Origin of the sequence: Nocardioides sp. zg-DK7169 (assembly GCF_013155365.1) — a bacterium.
GTDB lineage: Bacteria > Actinomycetota > Actinomycetes > Propionibacteriales > Nocardioidaceae > Nocardioides.
The window spans coordinates 318,088-341,657 of sequence record NZ_JABJRA010000002.1; the positions used below are offsets into that span (position 1 = coordinate 318,088).

At 73.7% G+C, this 23,570-nt stretch carries 23 protein-coding genes; 14 read left to right on the forward strand and 9 right to left on the reverse strand.

All coding sequences use genetic code 11. The annotated features are described in order from the left end of the window. Positions 1–62: 62 nt before the first annotated feature. Positions 63–1,607, reverse strand: a complete 1,545-nt coding sequence (locus HOQ23_RS04145) for a DEAD/DEAH box helicase (protein WP_172212448.1) — start codon at positions 1,605–1,607, stop codon at positions 63–65. Between the two features lie 176 nt (positions 1,608–1,783). Between HOQ23_RS04145 and HOQ23_RS04150 the strand changes: the two genes are divergently transcribed. Next, positions 1,784–2,488: a ferritin-like fold-containing protein gene (locus HOQ23_RS04150; protein ID WP_172212098.1), complete on the forward strand. Its 705-nt coding sequence runs from the start codon at positions 1,784–1,786 to the stop codon at positions 2,486–2,488. Positions 2,489–2,534: 46 nt separating this feature from the next. Here HOQ23_RS04150 and HOQ23_RS04155 read toward each other — a convergent pair whose 3' ends face one another. From HOQ23_RS04155 to HOQ23_RS04165, 3 genes are all read right to left on the reverse strand, one after another. Continuing rightward, entirely contained in the window at positions 2,535–2,840 is a 306-nt protein-coding gene (locus HOQ23_RS04155; protein ID WP_172212100.1) for a hypothetical protein, read from the reverse strand. A 19-nt stretch (positions 2,841–2,859) separates the two neighbouring features. Beyond that, entirely contained in the window at positions 2,860–3,081 is a 222-nt protein-coding gene (locus tag HOQ23_RS04160) for a DUF3107 domain-containing protein (protein WP_172212102.1), read from the reverse strand. A gap of 108 nt (positions 3,082–3,189) precedes the next feature. Beyond that, the gene (locus HOQ23_RS04165) at positions 3,190–3,771 is read right to left on the reverse strand and encodes a TetR/AcrR family transcriptional regulator (RefSeq protein ID WP_172212449.1); all 582 of its coding nucleotides are present in this window, start codon (positions 3,769–3,771) and stop codon (positions 3,190–3,192) included. A 257-nt stretch (positions 3,772–4,028) separates the two neighbouring features. Between HOQ23_RS04165 and moeZ the strand changes: the two genes are divergently transcribed. From moeZ to HOQ23_RS04185, 4 genes are all read left to right on the forward strand, one after another. Continuing rightward, entirely contained in the window at positions 4,029–5,246 is a 1,218-nt protein-coding gene (gene moeZ / locus HOQ23_RS04170) for an adenylyltransferase/sulfurtransferase MoeZ (protein WP_172212104.1), read from the forward strand. Between the two features lie 186 nt (positions 5,247–5,432). After that, positions 5,433–6,344, forward strand: coding sequence for a hypothetical protein (locus HOQ23_RS04175; RefSeq protein WP_172212106.1), 912 nt, complete (start codon positions 5,433–5,435; stop codon positions 6,342–6,344). Between the two features lie 110 nt (positions 6,345–6,454). Next, positions 6,455–6,772 carry an MGMT family protein gene (locus tag HOQ23_RS20765; RefSeq protein ID WP_172212108.1) on the forward strand — a complete coding sequence of 106 codons (318 nt, stop codon included), beginning with the start codon at positions 6,455–6,457 and terminating at the stop codon, positions 6,770–6,772. A 103-nt stretch (positions 6,773–6,875) separates the two neighbouring features. After that, complete coding sequence (locus HOQ23_RS04185; RefSeq protein WP_172212110.1) at positions 6,876–7,463, forward strand: DoxX family protein; 588 nt, start codon at positions 6,876–6,878, stop codon at positions 7,461–7,463. A gap of 109 nt (positions 7,464–7,572) precedes the next feature. Here HOQ23_RS04185 and HOQ23_RS21455 read toward each other — a convergent pair whose 3' ends face one another. Then, on the reverse strand, positions 7,573–8,643 hold the full coding sequence (locus HOQ23_RS21455; protein ID WP_367650377.1) for an SCO7613 C-terminal domain-containing membrane protein: 1,071 nt from the start codon (positions 8,641–8,643) through the stop codon (positions 7,573–7,575). Here HOQ23_RS21455 and HOQ23_RS04195 point away from each other — a divergent pair. Next, positions 8,524–9,192 (forward strand): lysophospholipid acyltransferase family protein, encoded by a 669-nt coding sequence (locus HOQ23_RS04195; protein WP_172212114.1) that lies wholly within the window; start codon positions 8,524–8,526, stop codon positions 9,190–9,192. The two genes, HOQ23_RS21455 and HOQ23_RS04195, sit on opposite strands and share 120 nt — an antisense overlap. Positions 9,193–9,415: 223 nt before the next feature. After that, positions 9,416–10,513: an HNH endonuclease signature motif containing protein gene (locus HOQ23_RS04200; RefSeq protein WP_301539698.1), complete on the forward strand. Its 1,098-nt coding sequence runs from the start codon at positions 9,416–9,418 to the stop codon at positions 10,511–10,513. A gap of 126 nt (positions 10,514–10,639) precedes the next feature. Here HOQ23_RS04200 and HOQ23_RS04205 read toward each other — a convergent pair whose 3' ends face one another. The 4 genes from HOQ23_RS04205 to HOQ23_RS21460 form a co-directional block, all read right to left on the reverse strand. After that, positions 10,640–11,038, reverse strand: coding sequence for a hypothetical protein (locus tag HOQ23_RS04205; RefSeq protein ID WP_172212118.1), 399 nt, complete (start codon positions 11,036–11,038; stop codon positions 10,640–10,642). Positions 11,039–11,143: 105 nt separating this feature from the next. Further along, positions 11,144–12,586 (reverse strand): DUF1116 domain-containing protein, encoded by a 1,443-nt coding sequence (locus HOQ23_RS04210; protein WP_172212120.1) that lies wholly within the window; start codon positions 12,584–12,586, stop codon positions 11,144–11,146. Beyond that, positions 12,583–14,049, reverse strand: coding sequence for an FdrA family protein (locus HOQ23_RS04215; protein WP_172212122.1), 1,467 nt, complete (start codon positions 14,047–14,049; stop codon positions 12,583–12,585). The genes HOQ23_RS04210 and HOQ23_RS04215 overlap by 4 nt, the downstream gene beginning before the upstream one ends. Continuing rightward, entirely contained in the window at positions 14,046–14,777 is a 732-nt protein-coding gene (locus HOQ23_RS21460; RefSeq protein ID WP_172212124.1) for a DUF2877 domain-containing protein, read from the reverse strand. The genes HOQ23_RS04215 and HOQ23_RS21460 overlap by 4 nt, the downstream gene beginning before the upstream one ends. Before the next feature lie 68 nt (positions 14,778–14,845). Here HOQ23_RS21460 and HOQ23_RS04225 point away from each other — a divergent pair, with 68 nt between their 5' ends. From HOQ23_RS04225 to HOQ23_RS04255, 7 genes are all read left to right on the forward strand, one after another. Further along, positions 14,846–16,135, forward strand: a complete 1,290-nt coding sequence (locus HOQ23_RS04225; RefSeq protein ID WP_172212126.1) for a helix-turn-helix domain-containing protein — start codon at positions 14,846–14,848, stop codon at positions 16,133–16,135. 207 nt (positions 16,136–16,342) lie between these two features. Beyond that, complete coding sequence (locus HOQ23_RS04230; protein ID WP_172212128.1) at positions 16,343–17,788, forward strand: uracil-xanthine permease family protein; 1,446 nt, start codon at positions 16,343–16,345, stop codon at positions 17,786–17,788. Continuing rightward, positions 17,785–18,600, forward strand: coding sequence for a xanthine dehydrogenase family protein subunit M (locus tag HOQ23_RS04235; RefSeq protein WP_172212129.1), 816 nt, complete (start codon positions 17,785–17,787; stop codon positions 18,598–18,600). Before HOQ23_RS04230 ends, HOQ23_RS04235 begins: the two co-directional genes overlap by 4 nt. After that, positions 18,597–19,121, forward strand: a complete 525-nt coding sequence (locus tag HOQ23_RS04240) for a (2Fe-2S)-binding protein (RefSeq protein WP_172212130.1) — start codon at positions 18,597–18,599, stop codon at positions 19,119–19,121. Before HOQ23_RS04235 ends, HOQ23_RS04240 begins: the two co-directional genes overlap by 4 nt. Beyond that, positions 19,118–21,508: an aerobic carbon-monoxide dehydrogenase large subunit gene (cutA, locus tag HOQ23_RS04245; RefSeq protein ID WP_172212131.1), complete on the forward strand. Its 2,391-nt coding sequence runs from the start codon at positions 19,118–19,120 to the stop codon at positions 21,506–21,508. Before HOQ23_RS04240 ends, cutA begins: the two co-directional genes overlap by 4 nt. Continuing rightward, positions 21,505–22,176, forward strand: a complete 672-nt coding sequence (locus HOQ23_RS04250; RefSeq protein ID WP_172212132.1) for a carbon monoxide dehydrogenase subunit G — start codon at positions 21,505–21,507, stop codon at positions 22,174–22,176. Before cutA ends, HOQ23_RS04250 begins: the two co-directional genes overlap by 4 nt. Further along, entirely contained in the window at positions 22,173–23,564 is a 1,392-nt protein-coding gene (locus tag HOQ23_RS04255; protein ID WP_172212133.1) for an amidase, read from the forward strand. Before HOQ23_RS04250 ends, HOQ23_RS04255 begins: the two co-directional genes overlap by 4 nt. Positions 23,565–23,570 lie beyond the last annotated feature (6 nt).

Sequence of the window (23,570 nt, forward strand, 5' to 3'; positions counted from 1 at the left end):
CGGAGATGCCAAACGGCCCGGGCCTCGACGTGCGAGGCCCGGGCCGGTGCGGGTGGTGCCGATCAGGCGTCGGCGGGGGCGTCCTGCGACGCGGAGCCGCTGCCGCCCTCGGCGCCCGAGGCACCGGTGGAGCGGCGACGACGACGGCGACGGTTGCGGCTCGCGCCGCCCTCGCCCTCGCCGGACGTGCCCTCGGCGGGCGCGCTGCCGGACGCGGCCGGCGCGTCGGCGGTGTCGGACGCGGTGGCCCCGTCGGCGACGGACTCACCGCTGCGGGTCCGGGTGCGGTTGCGGTTCCGGTTGCGGGGCGGACGCTCGGCGTCGCGCTCCTGGCGCGGCGCGCGCTCCTTGCGCTCGACCGGGGCCGGGGGCACGATGCGGCCCTTGACGCCCGGCGGGACGCCCATGTCGTGCAGGAAGTGCTCGGAGGTGGAGTAGGTCTCCAGCGGCGAGTCGAAGGGCAGGTCCAGCGCCTTGTTGATCATCTTCCAGCGGTGCAGGTCCGCCCAGTCGACGAAGGTGACCGCGATGCCCGAGGCGCCCGCGCGGCCGGTGCGGCCGATGCGGTGGACGTAGGTCTTGTCGTCCTCGGGGCAGGTGTAGTTGATGACGTGGGAGACGCCGCGGACGTCGATGCCGCGCGCGGCGACGTCGGTGGCCACGAGGACCTGGATCTTGTCCTCGCGGAACTTCGTCATCGCCTTCTCCCGGGCGACCTGGGCCATGTCGCCGTGCAGCGGGCTGGCCTTGAAGCCGCGCTCGGTGAGGTCGTCGGCCACCCGCTGCGCCTGGCGCTTGGTGCGGGTGAACACCACGATCTTCTCGACGTCCTCGGCCTGGAGGATCCGGCCGATCATCTCGGTCTTGTCCAGGTCGTGGGCCTGGTAGATGAACTGCGCCGTCGTGGGGACGGTGGCGTTCTCGTAGGAGGACTCCGCGCGGATGTTCATCGGGTGGCGCATGTGGGTGCGCGCCAGCGCGACGATCGCCGAGGGCATGGTCGCGGAGAAGAGCATCGTCTGGCGGGTCTCGGGGGTCATCGACAGCAGGCGCTCGACGTCGGGCAGGAAGCCCAGGTCCAGCATCTCGTCGGCCTCGTCGAGCACCAGCGCGTGCACGTGGGAGAGGTCCAGGGCCTTGCGGTTCGCCAGGTCGATCAGGCGACCGGGGGTGCCGACGACGATGTCGACGCCGGCCTCGAGGGCCTCGAGCTGGGTGTCGTAGCCGACGCCGCCGTAGACGGTCAGCACGCGCAGCCCGATGTCCTTGCTGGCCAGGTGCAGATCGCTGGAGACCTGGAGCGCGAGCTCACGGGTCGGGGCGACGATCAGCGCCTGCGGCTTGCCCTGCGGCAGGTCGGCGTACGCCGGGTCGCTGGGTGCGATGCTGCGCTGCATCACGGGGATGCCGAAGGCCAGCGTCTTGCCGGTGCCGGTGCGGGCCTGGCCGATCAGGTCGGTGCCCATCAGGGCGACCGAGAGGGTCATCTCCTGGATGGCGAAGGGAGTGGTGATGCCGGCGCGCTCGAGGGCGTCGCAGATCCCGGGGAGGACCCCGAGCTCGCGGAAGGTGGTGGTCAGTGTCTCGTCTCTTTCTGAGAGGTTCAGCCGTCAGACCGAAGTGGGATCGGTGCGGCGGACCTCATCGAGAAGAGCGGGTAACCCCTGACGACGGCGTCAGCCGCGCACATGCAGGCGGCGCCCGGATCCTTCGGCACTGCAGGAGCGGTGGGGAAGGGGACGCCACGGGACTTTCGCCGGCAGTCTATCGGTAGGGTCGGAGCATGACTGCATCCTCGCCCGGACCGGACGGCCCGCTCGCGCTGGAGGACCCGGCGTACCGCGAGGCAGTGGTCGACCTGCTGGGTGCGGTGGCGTACGGCGAGATCAGCGCGTTCGAGCGTCTCGCCGAGGACGCACGGCTGGCTCCGAGCCTGGAGGACAAGGTCGCGATCGCGACGATGGCGGCCGGCGAGTTCGGCAAGGTGCGGCTGCTGCACCAGCGCCTCGAGGAGCTCGGCGCGGACCCGTTCGTGGCGATGGCGCCGTTCCGGAGCCCGATCGACTCCTTCCACGAGCACACCGCGCCGTCGGACTGGTACGAGGGCCTGATCAAGGCCTACGTCGGCGACGGGCTGGCCGACGACTTCTACCGCGAGGTCGCGGCGTACCTCGACGTGGAGACCCGCGACCTGATCGTGAGCTCGCTGGAGGAGACCGCCCACTCGGCGTTCGTCGTGGACCGGGTGCGCGCGGCGATCGCCCGCGACCCGCGCCTCGGCGGCCGGCTCGCCCTGTGGGGGCGCCGGCTGGTGGGGGAGGCGCTGATCCAGGCCCAGCGGGTCGCGGCGGAGCGGGACTCGCTCTCCGCGCTGCTGGCCGGTGGCACCGACCGGCCCGGGCTCGACCTGGCCGCGATCGGGCGGATGTTCGCGCGGCTCACCGAGCGGCACGCCGAGCGGATGGACAGCCTCGGCCTCGCGAGCTGAGCCACCGCGCCGACGACCCAGCGCCGACGACCCAGCGCCGACGACCTCAGCGCCGGCGACGGCGCGCGACGGTCAGGGCCGCGGCGGCGCCGACGAGCAGCAGCGCGCCGGCGACCTGCCAGCCGTGGCGCCACCAGTCCAGTCCCGGCGTGGTCGGCGCCCAGATGTGGGTGTAGGCGGCGTTGCCCAGGGCCACGCCGCCCACACCGCACAGGATCGAGAGCCACAGCGGCACCGCGTCCACCTCGACGGGGTCGCGGAGCTCGCCGTGGTCCCGCGAGGTCAGCAGCGTGCCGAGCAGGCCGATGGCGGTGCCACCGACCAGAGCCCAGAGGATGTCGCTGACGAGCATCGCGGGAGGGTGTTCGTGCTCAGCCCCGGAAGCCGACCTGGCCGACGACGCTGGAGCCGACCTCGACGTAGGCCACCTTCGAGGCGGGGATGATGACGGTGCGGCCCTTGACGTCGGTCAGGGTGAAGACGGAGTCCGCCGCCACGGCCTGGGCCAGCAGCTCCTGGACGTGGTCGCCGGTGACGTCGGTGTCCACGACGAGCTCGCGGGGCGCGTGCTGCACGCCGATCTTGACCTCCACGGGTCCTCCTTCTGATGAACTCTTGATGGGTTCTGCTTCGGATGGTGCGGGAGCGGGGGTGGGAGCGGCGCCGAGGGGTTCGCCCAGCGGGACCGCGCCCGGTGCGGGTCAGTCCGTGCGGGGGTAGCCGCGGATGCCGCGCCAGGCCAGCCCGGCCACGAGCGCCGCGGCGTCGGGACGGGAGATGCCACCGGCCTCCGCGAGCCAGAACCGCGCGGAGACCTGCGCCATTCCGACCAGGGAGACCGCGAGCAGGCGGGCGGCCGGCTGGGGCAGGTCGGTGTCCTCGGTGATGACCTCGGCGATCATCGCCGCGCACTCGGTGGTGACGCGCTCGGTGTGCTCGCGCACCGCCGGCTCGCTGGTGAGGTCGGACTCGAAGACCAGCTTGAACGCGCCGGACTCGCTGGCGACGTAGTCGTAGAAGGCGTCGATCGCGGCGGCGACGCGCACCTTGTTGTCCTGGCTCGCGGCCAGGGCCTGGCGGCAGTTGTCGATGATCGTGTCGCACGAGGCGTCGAGCAGCGCGAGGTAGAGGTCCAGCTTGCCCGGGAAGTGCTGGTAGAGCACCGGCTTGGAGACCCCGGCCCGCTCGGCGATGTCGTCCATCGCGGCGGCGTGGTAGCCCTGCGCCACGAAGACCTCGAGGGCCGCCCCGAGGAGCTGGGCGCGTCGCTCGCGGCGCGGCATGCGCGCACCCCGTGGGCGGCTGCCGTCGACGTCGTACTGCCCTGCGCCCACCTGTGCTCCTCAGCGAGTCCGATCTCGTGCGTCGTCGCCAGACCCTACCGGCCCGTAGCCCGGGTCCGGATGACGGGACGCCGTGCGGGGCCGCTCAGGGGGACGGGGGAACATGGTGGTGTCGTGCGGCGTTGTGCCGTGGACGGTCGCGGCCACCGGCCGCCGTCGTCGCCGACTACCGAGACGAACCCTGCAAGGAGCATGTCGTGTCCTTTACTCCCCTGGTGGAGCCGGCGGACGAGCTGAGCATCGATGAGGTGCGTCGCTACAGCCGCCACCTGATCATCCCCGACGTCGGCATGACCGGGCAGAAGCGGCTCAAGAACGCCAAGGTGCTGGTCATCGGCGCCGGCGGCCTGGGCAGCCCCGCGCTGCTCTACCTGGCCGCGGCCGGTGTCGGCACGATCGGCATCGCCGAGTTCGACGAGGTCGACGAGTCCAACCTGCAGCGCCAGATCATCCACGGCCAGAGCGACATCGGTCGCCCCAAGGCGGAGTCGGCGCGCGACTCGATCCGCGAGGCCAACCCCTACGTCAACGTCGTGGTGCACAACGAGCGCCTCGACAACGACAACGTGCTCGGCATCTTCGAGGGCTACGACCTCATCGTCGACGGCACCGACAACTTCGCGACCCGCTACATGGTCAACGACGCGGCGTACTTCTTGAAGATCCCCTACGTCTGGGGCTCGATCTACCGCTTCGACGGCCAGGCGTCGGTCTTCTGGCCGCACGCGGTCGACGAGAAGGGCGAGTCGGTCGACGCGCCGTGCTACCGCTGCCTCTACCCCGAGCCGCCGCCGCCGGGCATGGTCCCCTCGTGCGCCGAGGGCGGTGTCCTCGGTGTCCTGTGCGCCTCCATCGGCTCGATCCAGGTCAACGAGGCGATCAAGCTGCTCACCGGCATCGGTGACCCGATCGTCGGCAAGCTGATGATCTACGACGCCCTCGAGATGGAGTACCGCAAGCTGCGTGTCCGCAAGGACCCCAACTGCGCGCTGTGCGGCGAGAACGCCACCGTCACCGGGCTCATCGACTACGAGAGCTTCTGCGGCGCGATCTCCGACGAGGCCGCCGACGCCGCGGCCGGGTCGACGATCTCGGTGGTCCAGCTCGAGCAGATGCTCAAGGAGCGCGAGGAGGGCACGCGGGACTTCGTCCTCGTCGACGTCCGCGAGCCCAACGAGTACGAGATCAACAAGATCCCCGGCTCGGTGCTGATCCCCAAGGGCGAGTTCCTCAACGGCTCGGCGCTGGAGAAGCTGCCCTCGGACAAGCAGATCGTGATGCACTGCAAGAGCGGTGTGCGCTCGGCCGAGACCCTGGCCATCGTCAAGGGTGCCGGCTTCGCCGACGCCGTGCACGTCGGTGGCGGCGTGGTCGCCTGGGTCAACCAGATCGACCCCAGCCAGCCGGCGTACTGAGTCACGCCTCGCAGGTCCGCCTGCTCCTCGCACTGCCCCGTCCGGTCCGCCGGGCGGGGCAGTGTCGCGTCCGGGGGTCGGCGCGGGGAGGGGGCGGGCCGGACGGTGGTGCGCGCGTAACCCGTCGGCGCCGGGTGCGTTGGACCTCTCGTTGGGCCACGCGACGCCCGACGACGAGGAGCTCCCATGGCGAGCACGCCGATCTGCCCCCGCACCGCACGCCGGGCCCCGTCCGGAGCGTCCGTGGTGGCGGCCCTGGTGCTCGTCGGGGCACTGGTGGTCGCACTGCTCCTCCTGCCCGCCCCCGCCGGTGCGGCCCCGTCGCGGGCCTGGGCGCCGGCCGACACCGCCCGGATCACCCCGGGGGTGCAGATGTACACCGCGGGCGGGCAGTGCACGGGCAACTTCGTCTTCACCGACGCGGCGTCCCGCGTCTACGTCGGGTACGCCGCGCACTGCGCCGGCACCGGCGGTGCGACCGACACCGACGGCTGCGCCGCGGGCTCGCTGCCGCTCGGCACCCGGGTGGGCTTCCACGAGGGCGGCAGCCTGCTCGGCGAGGGCACGCGGGTCGGCGGGGGCCGGCTGGCGTACTCCTCGTGGCTGACCATGGCGCGGCGGGGGACCACCGACGCGGCCACCTGCGCTGCCAACGACTTCGCCCTGGTGCGCGTGGACGTCGCCGACGTGGCGGCAGTGAACCCCTCGGTCCCGTTCTGGGGCGGGCCGACCGGCATCGACACCGACGGGCTGCGCGCCGGCGAGCGGGTCTGGTCCTACGGCAGCTCGAGCCTGCGCGGCGGGCTCACCGTGCTCTCCCCGAAGGCCGGCATCGCCCTCGGCGACGACCCCGCCACCGGCGGGTGGTCGCACCCCGTCTACACCCTGACCCCCGGGATCCCGGGGGACTCCGGCTCGGCGTTCCTCAGCGCCGACGGCCGGGCGGTCGGCAGCCTCTCGACGCTGGGGCTGCTCCCGCTGCCGCTGTCGAACAACCTCGGTGACCTGCGCCGCGAGCTCACCTTCGCCCAGCGCCACTCCGGCATCGAGGGGCTGCGCCTGGTGCCGGGCATCGAGCCGTTCCGCCGGCTCCTCTGACTCGCCGGGGGGCGAGGACGGCGCTCCGGGCCGGCACGGGCCCGGAGCGCCGGTCCAGATCGACGCCCCGGCACCGGCTTGCTCGCGCCGGCGTGGCTACCGTCGGGGACGTGCGCCATCCCGAGGACTACGTCGAGGCCGTGCTCTCCCTGGTCGAGCAGGTGCCACCGGGCCGGGCCACGACGTACGGCGAGATCGCGGCGGTGGTGGGCCGCTTCGGCCCCCGCCGGGTCGGTGCGGTGATGGCCGAGCACGGTGGCGCCGTGCCGTGGTGGCGGGTGGTCCGCGCCGACGGCACGTTGCCCCCGGACCTGGCCGCGCGTGCCCGTGAGCACCACCGGGAGGAGGGCACGCCGTGCCGGGCCTCGGGCGCCGTCGACCTGCGCGCCGCCCGGGCGGACCTTGACCCCGCGAGGCGCGGGAAGTAGGTCCCGCCGGCTGTACACCTCCGCCTCTGTCTGCACCGACGCCGCGAGGCGCACCGTGGAGTCACCAGAGAACGACAGGCCCGAGGGAACAGGAGGAGCAGCCATGACGAACATCCGCACCACGCACCGAGGTGAGCACCACGGCAGCGTCTCGCTGCCGGACCCGGACCTCGTCCACCCGGAGCTGGCGCCGGAGACGCCCCGCGCCCGTGCGGCCCGCTACGTCGGCGCCGTGCTCCGCATCAGCCTCGGCTGGGTCTTCCTCTGGGCCTTCCTCGACAAGCTGTTCGGCCTCGGCTTCGCCACCGAGCGGGGCTCCTCCTGGCTCAACGGTGGCAGCCCGACGGAGGGCTTCCTCTCCTTCGGCACCTCCGGCCCGTTCGCCGACACCTTCCAGAGCCTTGCCGGGCACACGCTCGTCGACGTGGTGTTCATGGTCGGGCTGGCAGGCATCGGGCTGGCCCTGGTGCTGGGCATCGGCGTCCGCATCGCCGCCGTCTCGGGCGCCGTGATGCTGGTGTTCATGTGGGCCGCCGCGCTGTGGCCGGAGAACAACCCGTTCATGGACGACCACCTCGTCTACGCCGGCCTGCTCGTCATGCTGGCCCTGCTCGACAGCGGACGCACCCTCGGCCTCGGAGCCCTCTGGGCCCGGCTTCCCCTGGTGCAGCGCCACCGCTGGCTGATCTGAGCAGCACCGCCAGGCCACGAGGCCCCCGGGAGAGCTCCCGGGGGCCTCTCGCCGCGCCCGGACCGCCAGCTGCTGGGGGTCGGCGCTCCGGCAGGTGGGCCCGGGTGCGTCAGCGGAACCGGCCGGCGTACGCCGCCGCGCGGCGCAGGTCCGCGACCCGGCGCTCCCAGGTGACCCCGACCGCGCTGAGCAGGGCGCCGGCCGCGGCGATGAGGAGCCACTGCGGGGTCGCGGCGGCCCAGGGCGCCAGCTCGCGCAGCACCAGCAGCAGGCCGACGGCGGCGCCCACGGCGACCGGGGCGTGCCAGCGCAGCCGCACCCCGCCGAGGAGCAGCGTGAGGGCCGGGCGAGCGCCAGCAGCCCGAGGGCCAGCAGCACCACGAGGCTCACCACGTGCAGCGGCACGCCGGCGAGGTCGCCGAGCGCCAGCACCAGCAGCCCGCCGGCGAGCGGGAGGACCGCCGGGCCCGGCCGCCGCTCCTCGGCGCTCAGGAGACCGGCCAGGACCACCAGGACCAGGAGCGGCGCGGCGGCCAGCGCCGCGCTCGGCAGGCCCACGACGACCGCGGCCGCCAGCACCGCCAGGCCGGCCGCGGTCCACGTCGTACCGGCGCGGCGGAGGCCGTACGCCGCGGCCGCGATCCCCGGGACGAGCAGGGCTGCGACGAGCGGCCAGCGCGCCTCGACCACGAGGGCCACGGTGGCGGCGCCCGCGAGGGCGAGGACCAGGGCAGCCGGGGCGAGCACCGCGCGACGGCGCCGGCCCGGGTACGCCGCGAGCAGGCCGAGCCCCAGCGCGGCGACGGAGGGAGGTCGAGGGCGCCGCGGACCAGCCCGGCGACCAGGAGGGAGGCCCAGGCCGGGAGCGCCGCCAGCGCCGCGGCGAGCGCCAGCGGGCGCAGCCCGGTGCGCCGGGCACCGGCGCTGATCGCCGAGTCGGCTCGTGTGACGCGTCGAGTCGGCGCTCGTGGCGCGTCGAGTCGGCGCTCGTGGCGCAGGGGGCGCGCCCGAGGTACGGACCGGATCGGCGGACCGGTGAGTAACCACCAGACTGGGCGACGTGCTGTACCGAGCCCTCCACTCGATCGTCCCGCCCCTCGCCCGCGCGGTCTGGCGCCCGACGGTCCGGGGGCTGGAGAACGTCCCGCGGACCGGTCCGGTGATCCTGGCCAGCAACCACCTCAGCTTCGTCGACTCGGTGGTGATCCCGGTGGTCGTGCCGCGCACCGTGGTGTTCCTGGCCAAGTCCGACTACTTCACCGGCACCGGCGTCTCGGGCGCGATCAGCCGTGCCTGGTTCGAGGGGCTCGGCATGCTCCCGGTCGACCGCGACGACTCCCGTGCCGCGATCGCCAGCCTGGACACCGCGCTGGAGGTGCTCGGGCGCGGCGAGGCGTTCGGCATCTACCCCGAGGGCACGCGCTCGCGGGACGGGCGGCTCTACCGGGGACGCACCGGCGTCGCGCACCTCGCGCTCACCGCCGGCTGCCCGATCGTCCCGGTCGGCCTGGTGGGCACCGAGCGGGTCCAGCCGGTCGGGGCGCGCCTGCCCCGGATCGTGCCGATCACCGTGGAGTTCGGGCGCCCGATCGAGGTGGGCGACCGCTTCGAGGGGATGCCCCTGGGCAAGGCTCGGCGCGAGCTCACCGACGAGGTCATGGCCGAGGTGCAGAAGCTGAGCGGTCAGGAGTGCGCCGGGGTCTACAACGAGCGGACGCCCGAGATCTGATCCGTACGCCGCCCGTCGGTCGAGCAGCCGCCCCGGTGGTCGAGCTTGTCGGGACCACAGTGGAGAAGCTCTTCTTCTCGAACGTGCGTTCGAATAGAATGAGGCATGGCCGACTCCGAGCTCTCCGACTGCGACTCCCCAGCCGCCGTGCTGGCGCGTTCGCGCAGGAGCAGCGGGCTGCGGTGCAGCGGGCGGAGTTCGGGGTCCTGGAGGCCGCGCTGGCCTGGGCGGCGATGCACCCGGCCGAGTCGATCTCGGTGCCGCGCTCGGGATGTCCACTGACGCCGCGCGTGCGTTGGTGGGTGCGGCGCTGGAGCTGGCGCACCGGTTGCCGCGGACCTGGCAGCAGATGCGTGCCGGTGAGGTCCCGGTCTGGAAGGGTCGCCGGGGCGCGCAGCTCACCGTGAGCCTGCCGCCGGACGGCGCGGACTTCGTGGACCGCCAGCTCGCCGGGAGCGTCGGAAGAGTCGGTTGGGCCGGCATCGAGCGGCTCGTTGACCACGCCCGGGCGGTCTTCGATCCCGACGGTGCGGAGAAGCAGCGCCGCGCAGGAGCCGACGGACGCCGCTTCGACGTGCACACCCGCGAGGCCACCCACGACGGCACCATCCGGGTGGAGGGCGAGCTCGACCTCGCCGATGCCCTCGACCTGGACACCGCGATCCGCCAGGGCGCAGAAGAGCTCGCCGCGCTCGGGTCGACGGAGTCGATGGACGTGCGCCGCTCGATGGCGGCCGGTGAGCTCGCCCGACGCCAGCTCGCCTTTGACCTGCGTGCTGAAGCGGGCGACGACGGCGGTCAAGATGCCGCCTCGGTGGTGAAGCCGCGGCAGGTCGTCATCCACGTCCACCTCTCGGGTGCCGCGATCAGTCGCGACGAGGCCGGGATCGCCCGCGTCGAGGAGACCCGGTTGATCGTGTCGACCGAGCAGGTCCGCGCGTGGTGCACCGGCGACGCCGAGGTGGTGATCAAGCCGGTCATTGACCTCGAGGACCACCACCCGACCGACGCCTACGCGATACCCGACAAGCTCACCGAGCAGACCCGTCTGACCCAGCAGGTGTGCGCACTCCCGTGGTGTGAACGACCGGCCCGCAGGTGCGACACCGACCACGTCATCACCCACGGCACCGGTGGCCCGACCTGCAGTTGCAACCTTGCGCCGCTCTGTCGGCGACATCACCGAGCGAAGACCCACACCCCGTGGACCTACGACAGGACCGACGCGACGACCTACCTCTGGCGATCCCCGCACGGGCTGCACCTGATCAAGGACCGCGGCGAGACACGCCTCGTCACCGCGCACCCGCCCGACCAGTAGATCGATCGCCCCGGCCCCCGTCGGTAGCCAGGCGTACGGGGTCCCACCCCTGCGTGGGTCTCGACAAGCTCGACCAACGGCGCGCTCGCTCGACCACGATGCCCTCGAATGGTGCGCGCCGGAGGGTCAGCGCCGGAACCAACGACGTCGGGCGCCCCCGCCGCGCGCGGGCGGCGTACGCAGCGCCTCGAGCTGGGGGTCGTAGCAGACGAGTCCGTGCTCGCCGGCCACCCGCGCGGCGTACGCGGACGCCTCCTCGGCGGCGCTCCACACCAGCGAGAAGTGGATCGCGTCGCCGGAGGCGTTGTTGACGAGGGGGCCGTCCGCCCAGGGGGAGTCCTCGCCGGCGTCCTCGGTGATGTCCGGCCAGCGCTGCAACAGGGCGTGGACGTAGGCGCGGATCGCGGCGGTCGGCTCCGCGGCGGTGTCTTCCTCCGCTCGCTCCATCAGCCGGACGAAGACGGCCCTCGCTGCCTCGTCGGACACCGGGGCGTCGCCCTCCCACACGATGAGGTCATAGCTCATGGCCATGACCTTGGCACGGCAGCGGGCGCGAGGGGCGCAGGAACGGGACAGCGGTGCTGCGCAGCCGTCGGATGACTGCGCAGCACCGCTGTCCGGTGCGAGCAGTCAGTGGGCTGCGACCACGGCGGCGCGCTCGCGGGCGAGCTCGGCGAGGCGGGCGAGCGCCTTGGGGAAGATCTCCTCGGGCGGGGTGACCAGGCCGGCGCCGACCTGGCCCACGCCCGCGACCTTGCCGGCCATGCCGGTGTTGATCTGCGGCAGGATGCCGGTGCGGCACACGCGGGTCACGTCGATGCCGGTCGGGGTGCCCTGGAAGTCCAGGACGGGCACCGACCAGCGCGGGTTCTCCGCGAGTGCGATCTCGTGCATGCGGCGGGTGGTGGCCAGCGCGTCGGGCACGGTGCCGCCGACGAGGCGCACGATCGCGGGGGCGGTCGCCATCGCGAAGCCACCGATGCCGGCGGTCTCGGTGATGGCCGAGTCGCCGATGTCGGGGTTGGCGTCGTCCGGGCCGTAGTCGCCGAGGAAGAGCCCGTCGGCGAGCTGGGCGGGCCCGGTGAACCACTCATCGCCCGTGCCGGCGGTCTGGATGCCGAAGTCGGTGCCGTTGCGCGCCATCGCCACGACCATCGTCGAGCCCTCGATGCCGCGGGCCGCGTCGAGCGCCAGCTTGCAGGCGGGCATCGCGAGGTTGAGGAAGAAGTGGTCGTTGCCGCCGATGAACCGCAGGCCCTCGGCGACGTCGTTCGGCGACAGCCCGCCGCGCTCGCTCTCCAGCACCATCGCCGGGGCGAGGTCGCGCAGCATCATCAGGGTGCCGGCGCGGTTGCGGTTGTGGGCCTCGTCGCCCATCTGGAGCATCTGGGTGAGGATGCCGGTCACGTCGACCGGTCCGGCGGAGTCGCGCACCGCGCGCACCGAGCCCTGCAGCAGCGGGCCGAGCACGTCGCGCATCCAGCGCAGCCGCTCCAGGACGTCGGGGGAGTAGGCGCCGTAGCGCAGCACCTTGCCCAGGCCCTCGTTGAGCGAGCAGTGGGTACGCCGCCCGGTCTCGAGGTCCTCCAGCACGAACATCCACATGCTCGGGGTGACCACGCCGGCCATCGGACCGACGGTGTCGCGGTGGTGGCAGGGCTCCAGCGAGACCGAGGAGCCGGACTCGAAGAGCGCGGCGGCGTCCTCGGGGTCCTCGACCAGGCCCTCGAAGGCCGCGCCGCCGAGCAGCGCGCCGCGCAGCGGCCCGGACGCGCGGTCCCAGGTGATCGGCGGGCCGGCGTGGAGGAACTGCCCGGGCTCCAGGCCGAGGGCCTCGGAGGCGGGGACGACGTCGACGAGGCGCGCCGTCACCCCGTGGTACGCCGCGACCGCGCGGGCGTTGGCGTCCCGGCGCAGCGGGTCGGCCGCGACGGCGGCGAGGTCGGCCTCGGTGCCGGACAGCGGCGGGCGCCAGTCGACGCGCGCGACGTCGACGGCCTGGTTGGCGACGGCGTCGGCGAGCAGGTCCGCGCCGACGTTGACGACCGACGAGACGGGGGTGGTGGTGCTCATGCGCGGGCCTCCAGCAGCTCGAGGGCGCGACGGGTCGCGCCGGCGTTGGACAGGTGGACCTCGGCGCCGGCCTCGGCCAGCAGCCGCACCTGCCGCTCCAGGTCCTGGGGGTCGGCCGCGGTGCCGACCACCGTGACCACGACGGGGGCGGCGACGGCGGCGAGGGCGGGCGCCAGCGAGGCGGCCGGGTCGTCCTCGGCCCCGTGGCCGAGCACGACGTCGAGCAGCACCACGCCGGTGCGGGGGTCCGCACCCACCCGGGCCAGCTGCTCCAGGCGCAGGGTCGGGTCGATCATCGGGTGCGCGCGGCCGGTGGTGAGCTCGTCGTCGCCGAAGTCGACGACCGCGTGGGTCTCCTCGCCCAGCGCGGCGGGCGCGCTGGTGACCTCGCCGAGCGCCTCGGCGGCGATCAGCCGGGCCTCGCTGGCCAGCGTGCCGCCGGCGAAGAGGCCGCGCAGCAGCGGGCCGGTGGCGGCGGGGGCGGAGCCCCATACCGGCCACTCCGGGACGGGTACGCCGAGCCGGGTGAGCACCCGCTCCGCGGCGGCGGTGAGGTCGGGCTGCCCGGCGCCGAGGAGCGCCAGCTCCACGGGGGTGCCGAGCGAGGCGGCGTACTCCTCGAGCTCGGCGGCCACGGAGGCGGCCGGGGGCTTGGAGACCACGACGGCCAGCTCGACCTCGGGGTCGGCGTCGAGGCGGCGCAGACCCTCACGGGTGGCGAGGGCGCCGACCTCCGCGGACAGGTCGCGGCCGCCGACGCCGAGCGCCGAGGTCACGCCGACGCCCGCGTGGTCGAGGAGCGAGAGCAGCTGCTGGCACCCGGTGCCCGAGGCGGCGACCAGGCCCACCGGGCCGGGGCCGACCACGTTGGCGAACCCGAGCCCGACGCCGCCGAGGACGGCGGTGCCGCAGTCGGGGCCCATCACCAGCAGGCCCCGCTCGGCGGCGACCCGCTTGAGGGCGACCTCGTGCTCGACGGGGACGTTGTCGCTGAAGACCATCACGTCGCGTCCGGCGTCGAGGGCGTCCATCGCCTCGACCAGCGCGTGCTGACCCGGCACCGAGACCAGCGCGACCGCGCCCTCCTCGGCGTCGCGCAGGGCTGCGGCGGTGGTGCGGTGGGGCGCGACCTCGGCGGTGCCCTCGGAGCGCCGCCCGGCGGCGCGCAGCGCCTCGTCGACCGCGGCGAGCGCGCCGGCCAGGGCGTCCTCGCCGTCGACGCGCACGGCGACCACCATGTCGTTGGGCCCGGCCGCGTCCGGCACGGCGAACCCCATCGAGGTCAGGACCTCGACGTTGAGCGGGGTGGCCATCGCGACCTGCGCGGCCTGGACCCCGGGGGTGCCCTGGACGCTGCGGCTCACCTGGAGCAGGGCGACGGAGTCGGCGTACGCACCCGAGCGCAGCTCGACGTGGGACGTGCCGGTGCCGGGACCGGTCTGGGGACTGACGGCTGTGCTCATGCAGCGACCTCCGCCCGGATGCCGAGGGCGGTCAGCGCGCGCCGGGCGCCGCGCAGCAGACCGAGGCCGGAGGTGTGGCCGATGGAAGCGAGGGTGGCGGCGGCGGCGGGCTCCCCGGGGGTGCCGAGGGCGCGCAGCCAGGCCGCGAACTCCGGGAGCACCTCGCCGCGCACGGCGCAGTCGAGGAGGGTCGCGGAGAGCAGGGTGGTGCGGTGCGCCAGTGCGCGGACCGCGTCGTCGACCTCGGGGGTGGCGACGCCGGCCGCGCGGTGGGCGGCCAGCCAGCCGCACAGCACGTCGTCGCCGTACGGCGTGAGGCCGTCGCCGACGCCGACCATCGCGGCGACCTCCTCGCGCGAGAGCCGCGCGGGACCGGCGGGCGTCGCGGCGAGCGCGGCACGACCCGAGAGCCGGGGGACCCGGACGTCGAGCAGGCGCCCGATGCGCAGCGCCACGTCGTCGAGGTGCAGCACCCCGTCACGCACGGCGGCGCGCCCGGCGGGCGGGACGACGTCGCCGGCCACCCGCAGCGCGCACGGCACGGCCGCCGCGCTCGCGGAGACGACGCCGATGCAGCGGCCGCCGATCTCGACGTAGACCGCCTGGGAGCCGCGGTGCACCACCGGGACCGGGCCGTCGGGGGCGGCCGCGAGGGTGTCGCGGACCCGCGTCGGCGCGCTCGCCGCAATCACGGCGCTGGCCGTGGCGGGCGTGGGGGAGGGGGACACGTCCTCGACGCTAGTGGCGGGCCCGGTGAGGCAGAATGTGAGGATCTGCCAAGGATCGGCCTAGGGGAGTGCACATCTTGATAGACCACCACCGGGAGGACAGCGCGATCGCGGCGCTCGCCCGCGTCGACGCGCTCCACGCCGCGCTGACCCAGATCGTGCTCGAGGGCGGCGACCTCGGGGGCATCGCCGCGGAGGTGGCCCGGGTGCTGGGCGTCGGGGTGCTGGTGACCTCCAGCGACGGCCGCGAGCGGGCGGGCGCGATGGCCGAGGACCAACGGGCGCTGCTCGTCGCCGAGGACCTCGTCGACGGCACCGGTCGGTTGCGGGTGGAGCGGATCGGCACCTCGGGATCGCCGGCCGGCGCCGGTGAGGTGCGGTCGCTGCGGGTCGCCGCGAGCGGCGTCGACCTGGCCCGCCTGGTGTGCCTGCGCCCCGACGCGCCCATCGACTCCGACGACATCCACGCCCTCGAGCGGGCCGCGGCGGTGGCGGCGCTGCTGATCACCCGTGAGCAGGCGGTGACCGCTGTCGAGAACAAGTACCAGGGCGACTTCCTGCGCGACCTGTTCCTGCGCCGCGCGGGCGATGAGGACTACGTGGCGGAGCACGCCGAGACCTTCGGGTGGGAGCTGCGCCGGCCGGTGGTCGTGGTGGTCGCGGAGATCGATCCGCTCGGCCCGGACGAGCCGCCGGTGTCGCGCGCCAGCCAGCGCTCGTGGCAGGAGCGCTTCGCCGCGGCCTGGAGCCAGGTGACCCGCAGCCTCGACCCCGGCATCCCGTGCGTCGACTTCACCTCCGAGGTGGTGGCGCTGCTGCCCGTGGAGCTCGGGCCGGCCACGACGTCGGAGGGCCACCCCGGCGAGGACGTCGTACGCCGCACCATCACCGCGGTGACCGGTGACCGCGGCGGCGGGCGCCGCCCGTTCTCCGTGGGCGTCAGCCGGGTGGCCGCGGGCGTCGACGCGCTGCCGGAGGCCTACGCACAGGCGCGGCGCGCGGTCGAGATCGGCCACCGGGTGCACGGCGGTGCGTCGACCACCTTCTTCGACCAGCTGGGCCTGCACCGCCTGATCGCCCTCGTGCCCGACCCCGCGGAGCTGCACGCCTTCACCCGTGACGTCCTGGGGCCGCTGTCCCACGCGACGCCGGAGGCCGCCGACCTGCGCGAGACCCTCCAGGTGCTCATCGACACCAACTTCAACGTGGCCGAGGCCGCGCGCACGCAGTTCTTCCACTACAACACGATGCGCTACCGGGTCTCCAAGCTCGAGCGGCTGCTCGGTCCGTTGTCGGCCGACCCGCACCTGCGCCTCGACGTCGCGGTCGCCCTCCGGGTGCTGGAGATCACGACCTGATCACGGCCTGATCCCGGGCCGGGCACGGTGCTGCCCGGTCCAGACCACGCCCAGATTCCGCTGCGTGCGTGGGCAGGCGCGCCGCCCAACCTTTGCCAGCGAAAGTGAACTCCGTTGGGCGAGTGTCGCCGTCGATGGTGTGTCCTGCACCTCACTACGTTGGCAGTCCTCGGGGCCCGTGCCGCCACGAAGAGAAGAGGACAGCCGATGTCGATGTTCAAGTGGGATCTCGTCGATCCCGCGCCCGGCGAGGCCGTAGCACCGCACCAGCGCCTCGCCTGGGGCAAGACGGTGGGCCTCGGAGCCCAGCACGTCGTCGCGATGTTCGGGGCGACCTTCGTCTTCCCGATCATCATGGGCCTGAACGCCAACCTGGCGATCATGATGAGCGGCATCGCGACGATCTGCTTCCTGCTCATCGTGAAGGGCAAGGTCCCCAGCTATCTCGGCACGTCCGCGGCGTTCGTCGGCGGCGCGGCCGCGATCTACGCCCAGCAGGGCGGACCCGCTGATGTCACCGGTGCGATCCTGGTCGCCGGCGTCGTGCTGGCCCTGGTCGGCCTGGTGATCCACTACTTCGGCGCCCGGGTGGTCAACGCCGTGCTGCCGCCGGTGGTCACCGGCGCCGTGGTGCTGCTGATCGGCTTCAACCTGGCGCCCGTCGCCACCGGGGTCTACATGCCCGCCGACCCGTGGGTCGCCATCATCACGATGACCGCGGTCATCGTGATGGCCGTCGGCCTGCGCGGCTTCGTCGGCCGCATCGCGATCTTCCTGGGCCTGCTCGTCGGCTACCTGCTCTCGTGGGTCTTCGACCTGCTGAGCGTGCCCGGCGTCGACGGCGACCGCGTGGACTGGAGCGGCGTCAAGGACGCGGCCTGGTTCGGATTCCCCAAGGAGACCGCCGAGGGCCTGGTCGGCAACCAGAACGAGCTGGGCAACCTGAGCGCCGTCGGCTGGCACCTGCCGAACTTCGAGCTCTCCTTCGTCCTGCTGGTGCTGCCCGCCGTCATCGCCCTGGTCGCCGAGAACGTCGGCCACGTCAAGGCCGTCGCCGAGATGACCAAGACCGACCTCGACCCCATGGTCGGGCGTGCCGTGGCCGCGGACGGTGTCGGCACCGTCATCGCCACCAGCGTCGGCGGCTCGCCGACCACGACGTACGCCGAGAACATCGGCGTCATGGCCGCCACCCGGGTCTACTCCACGGCCGCCTACTTCGTGGCCGCGATCGTGGCCATCACCCTCGGCCTGGTGCCCAAGTTCGGCGCGATCATCAACGCGACCCCGCCGGCCGTCCTGGGCGGCATCACCCTGGTCCTGTACGGCATGATCGGCCTGCTCGGCGCGAAGATCTGGCGCGAGAACAACGTCGACTTCGCCAAGCCGCTCAACCTGGTCCCGATCGGCGCCGGCATCATCCTGGGCATCGTCCCGGAGAGCACGCTGCGCTTCAGCGACGACTTCGCGCTGACCGGCATCGCCCTCGGCACGGTCGTCGTGGTCGCCGGGTACCACCTCGCCCGGATGGTCGCCCCGCCGGAGCACCGGGTGCCCGACGTGGCGCCCGCCCACCCCGTCCCCCCGGTCCCGGGCCAGCCCATCGAGGCGCCCCAGGACCAGCACACGCACAAGGGAGCCCACGCCGAGTGAAGCCTGCACCGTTCGCGTACCACCGACCGACGACCCTCGCCGAGGCCCTGGAGACCCTCGCCGGCGAGAGCTACGCGAAGGTACTCGCGGGCGGACAGAGCCTGGTGCCGCTGCTCTCGATGCGCATCGCGGCACCCCAGGCGCTGGTCGACATCAACGCGCTCCCCGGCCTCGACACCATCGAGGTGTCCGAGGCCGGGGTCCGTGTCGGCGCCCTGGTGCGCCACGCCGACCTGCTCGCCGACCCCGACGTACGACGGGTGCAGCCACTGGTCCCCGCGGCCCTGGCGCACGTCGCACACCCGACGATCCGCAACCGCGGCACCACCGTCGGGTCGATCGTGCACGCCGACGCCGCCGCCGAGATGCCCGTCGTGCTGAGCCTGCTCGGCGGCTCGGTGGAGGCCGCCTCCAGCACCGGCACCCGCACGATCCCGGCCGACGAGCTGTTCCTCGGCCCCCTGGAGTCCGCGCTGCGGCCCGACGAGATCGCGACCTCGGCGTTCTTCCCCGCGCTGCCCGCCGGGGCCGGGGTCGCCTTCGAGGAGATCTCGCGGCGCCAGGGCGACTACGCCCTGGCCGGCGTCGCCGTGGTCGTCCACGGCGACAGCGTGCGCGCGGGCTTCGTGTCGGTGAGCGACGTCCCCACGGTCGTCGACCTCACCGGCGTCCCTGACGACGGGCTGGGCGAGGCCGCACTGGCGCACCTCGACCCCGCCGACGACATCCATGCCACCGCCGACTACCGCGCACAGCTGGTGCGCACCCTGGTCCGGCGCGTGGTCACCAAGGCTCGGGAGGCTGCGGCATGAGCGAGGAACTGCACCGGATCAGGTTGAGCGTCAACGGGGTCACCCGGGAGGCGGAGGTGCCGGCGCGCCGGCTGCTCTCCGACGCGCTGCGCCACGACCTGGGCCTCACCGGCACCCACGTGGGCTGCGAGCACGGCGTCTGCGGGGCGTGCACCGTCCTGGTCGACGGGCGCCCGGTGCGGGCCTGCCTGATGTTCGCGGTCTCCGCCGTCGACACCGAGATCACCACCGTCGAGGGGCTGACCCGCGAGGACGGCTCGCTCGGGCCGGTCCAGCAGGCGTTCGCCGAGTGCCACGGCCTGCAGTGCGGCTTCTGCACCCCGGGCTTCCTCACCACCGTCACCGCCTGCCTGCGCGAGAACCCCGACCCCAGCCACGAGGAGGCCCGCGAGATGGTCGCGGGCAACCTGTGCCGCTGCACCGGCTACCAGAACATCGTCAAGGCGGTCGAGCGGGCCGCCGAGATCGCGCGCGCCGAGGAGACCCCGTCCGAGGCCCGCCCGGAGGAGGTGTCCCGGTGACCACCAAGCTGATGGGCCAGAAGGTCCAGCGGACCGAGGACCAGCGCTTCCTGCGCGGCCAGGGCCGCTACGTCGACGACGTGCACGCCGACCCCTCGACGCTGCACGCCGCGGTGCTGCGCAGCCCGCACGCCCACGCCCGGATCGTCGACATCGACATGTCCGACGTCCTCGACGTCGAGGGCGTCCACCTGGTCTGGACCCACGAGGACCTCGGCTCGCTGTCCCCGGAGCTGGCCGAGCCGCTCCCGCTGCTGATCCCGCACCCCGACCTCACCCAGGGCCGCACCCAGTACGCCCTGGCGCGCGAGGAGGTGAACTACGTCGGCGAGGCGGTCGCCTTCGTCGTCGCCGAGGACCGCTACATCGCCGAGGACGCACTGGACCGGATCAAGGTGACCTGGGAGGTGCTGCCGGCGGTCGTCGGCATCGAGGCCTCCCGCGCCGCCGAGCACCTGGTCCACGAGGACGTGCCCGACAACGTCGGCGCGCGCAGCGAGCAGAACACCGGCGACGTCGAGGCGGCGCTCGCCCGGGCCCCGCACCGCCTCCAGCTCGAGCTCGACATCGAGCGCAGCGCCTGCACCCCGCTCGAGGGACGCGGCACCGTCGCGCGCTGGGACGCCGACACCAACCGGCTCCAGGTGTGGACCTCCACCCAGACCTCCACCGGCGTGCGCGCCGCCATCGCGGTCAAGCTCGGCCTCGACCTGGGCCAGGTCGACGTGATCACCCCCGACGTCGGCGGCGGCTTCGGCGTCAAGGTGATGCACCCCTGGCCCGAGGAGCTCCTCGTCCCGGCCGCGGCCCGCCTGCTCGGGCGCACCGTGAAGTTCACCGAGGACCGACGCGAGCACTTCATCTCCTCCGCGCACGAGCGCGGCCAGGTGCAGCACATCGACGTCGGCTTCGACGACGAGGGCCGCATCGTCGGCCTGGACGTGATGTTCTGGCACGACCACGGCGCCTACACGCCGTACGGCCTGATCGTCCCGATCATCACCTCGACCCAGCTGCTCGGGCCCTACAAGCCCGAGGTCTACCGGGTCGTCTTCGAGTCGATCTACACCAACACCGTCATCGTCACGCCGTACCGCGGCGCGGGCCGCCCGCAGGGCTGCTTCGCCATGGAGCGCACGATGGACAAGATCGCGGCGTACCTGGGCAAGGACCGCACCGAGGTGCGCGCCGCCAACTTCATCCAGCCCGACGAGTTCCCCTTCGACCAGGGCCTGATCTTCCAGGACGGCCGGGAGCTGGAGTACGACTCCGGCGACTACCCCGCCTCGCTGGAGAAGCTGAAGAAGCTGATCGGCTGGGAGGAGTTCCCCGCGCTGCGCGAGGAGCTCGCCGCCCAGGGCCGCACCGTCGGGATCGGCCTGGCCTGCTACGTCGAGGGCACCGGCGTCGGCCCCTACGAGGGCGCGCACGTGCACATCGAGACCAGCGGCAAGGTCAAGGTCGCCACCGGCCTGACCACCCAGGGCCAGGGGCACGCCACCGTCTTCGCCCAGCTCGTCGCCGACGAGCTCGGGGTGCGCTTCGAGGACGTCGAGGTGGTCACCGGCGACACCCGTCGGATGCCGTACGCCGTGGGCACCTTCGCCTCGCGCGCCGCGGTGATGAGCGGCTCGGCGATCCACCTGGCCGCGAAGCGGGCCAAGGAGAAGGCGCTGCGGATCGCCTCCGACGCCCTCGAGGTCGACGAGGCCGACCTGGAGATCGTCGAGGGGGTCGTGCGGGTCAAGGGCTCGCCGGAGAGCCGGCTGGACCTGGGCACCATCGCGGTGCTGTCCAACCCGCTGCGCTACGCCTTCGACGAGGCGTCCAAGGCCGCCACCCAGTTCGCGGTCGGGGACCCCGGCAAGCCGCCGGTCGCCGAGGACGACGAGCCCGGCCTGGAGGGCAAGGACTTCTACAGCCCCCAGCGCGCGACGTTCGCCTCCGGCATGCACGCCGCGATCGTGGAGACCGACCCGGACACCGCCGAGGTCACGATCTTGAAGTACGCCGTGGTCCACGACTGCGGCCACCTGATCAACCCGATGATCGTCGAGGGCCAGATCCACGGCGGCGTGGCACAGGGGATCGGGGGAGCGCTCTACGAGCGGATGGCCTACGACCCGTCCGGGCAGCTGCTCAATGCCTCCTTCATGGACTTCCTGATGCCCTACGTCACCGAGATCCCCGACGGCATCGACATCGACCACCTCGAGACGCCGAGCCCGCTCAACCCGCTCGGCATCAAGGGCGCGGGCGAGGCCGGGGTCATCCCGGTCAGCGCGGTCGTGGCGGCCGCGATCGAGGACGCCGAGGGCTTCCCGATCACCGCCATGCCCATCTCGCCCTCCGACCTCCACACCCTGCGTCAGGAGCACACCTCGTGAAGATCGCCGGTTCCAACATCATCGCCGCACCCGTGGAGCGGGTCTGGGACTCCCTGCTCGACCCGGCCGTCCTGGTCGCCACCATCCCGGGCTGCGAGCGGCTCGTCGCCACCGGCGAGAACGCCTACGACATGACCGTGACCGCCGGCGTCGGCGCGATCAAGGGCACCTACACCGGCACCTGCCGGCTCTCCGACCTCGACCAGCACCAGTCGCTGACCATGCACCTGCGCGGAAGCGGCGCCCCCGGCACCGTCGACGCGGCCGTCGCGGTCCGCTTCACCGCGACCGACGGCGGCACCGAGGTCGCCTACGAGGCCGACGCCACCGTCGGCGGCATGGTCGGGGGCGTGGGGCAGCGGATGCTGACCAGCGTCTCGAAGCGGATGGCCGCGGAGTTCTTCGGCAACGTCGAGAAGGCGATCACCTCCGGCCTGCCGACCGCGACTCCGGCCGCCGCGCCTGCCGCCCCGGGTGCGCCGGTCGCCGCCGAGCCGGGCGCCCCCGCGGCGACGGCCCCCGCCGCCCAGCCCGGCGTCTTCACCGCCCCCGCCAAGGCCGGGGCGGCGGCCGGGTCCTCGGAGGAGTTCCTGCGCGGCATCGGCGTCGGCGCCGGCCTGGTGCTCGTCGGCGTGCTCGCCGGGGCGCTGCTCGGGCGTCGCCGGTGACCGACCTGGGCGTGGACTCGCCGGCCCGCGACATGCTCGCCGCGCTGCGTGCGCGCAGCATCTCCGCCCGCGAGCTGCTCGAGCTCCACCTGGCCCGGATCGAGGAGCGCAACCCCGAGATCAACGCGATCGTCTCCCTCGACGCCGAGCGCGCCCGCGCCTCGGCCGCCGAGGCCGACCAGGCGCTGGCTCGCGGCGAGGAGGTCGGCCCGCTGCACGGCCTGCCGTTCGCGGTGAAGGACACCCACGCGGTGGGCGGCTGGCGCACGACGTACGGCTCCCGGCTCTTCGCCGACCACGTCCCGGACGCCGACGAGCTGATCGTCGAGCGGGTACGCCGTGCCGGCGTGGTGCTGCTGGGCAAGACCAACGTGCCGGAGTTCGCCGCCGGCTCGCACACCTTCAACCGGGTCTTCGGCGTCACCCGCAACCCGCACGACCCCGGCCGCTCCGCCGGCGGGTCGAGCGGGGGAGCCGCGGCGGCGCTGGCCTCCGGGATGGTGCCGCTCGCCGACGGCTCCGACATGGGCGGCTCGCTGCGCAACCCCGCGTCGTTCTGCGGGGTCGTGGGGCTGCGGCCCAGCACCGGGCGGGTCCCGGAGTGGCCGCTGTACAACCAGTGGGAGTCCACCTCGACCGGCGGGCCGATGGCGCGCGACGTGCGCGACCTGGCGCTGCTGCTCGGGGTGCTCGCCGGGCCCGACCCGCGCGCGCCGCTGGCGCTGCGCGAGCCCGGATCGGTCTTCGCCGAGCCGCTCGCGGGCAGCCTCCAGGGGCTGCGGGTGGCGCTCTCGGTGGACCTGGGCGGCGCCTTCGAGGTTGACCACGAGGTGGCCCGCGTGGTGCGCGAGTCCGCCGCGGTGTGGACCGCCGGCGGGGCGCACGTCGAGGACGCCCACCCCGACCTGCGCGAGGCCGACGACACCTTCCGCACCCTGCGCGCGTGGCACTTCCAGGCCAAGCTCGGCCCGCTGCACGCCGCGCACCCCGGGGAGCTCAAGGAGTCGCTGGCCGCGAACATCGAGGCCGGCGCGCCCCTGACCGGCGCCGACGTGGCCCGCGCCTACACCCAGCGCACCACGCTCGCCGAGCGGATGCGCGTCTTCTTCGAGCACCACGACGTGCTGGTGCTGCCGGTCTCCCAGGTGCCGCCGTTCCCGGTGGACCAGGAGTACCCGGCCGACATCAACGGTCGGGCCCAGGAGACCTACCTGGACTGGATGCGCTCGGCGTACTTCATCACCGTCACCGGCTGCCCGGCCATCTCCCTGCCCGCCGGCCGCACGGCCGAGGGCCTGCCGGTCGGCATCCAGGTGGTCGCCCCGCACGGTGGGGAGCGCCGCCTGCTCGAGATCGCCGCCGCCTTCGAGGACCGCCAGCGCGGCTGACCTCCC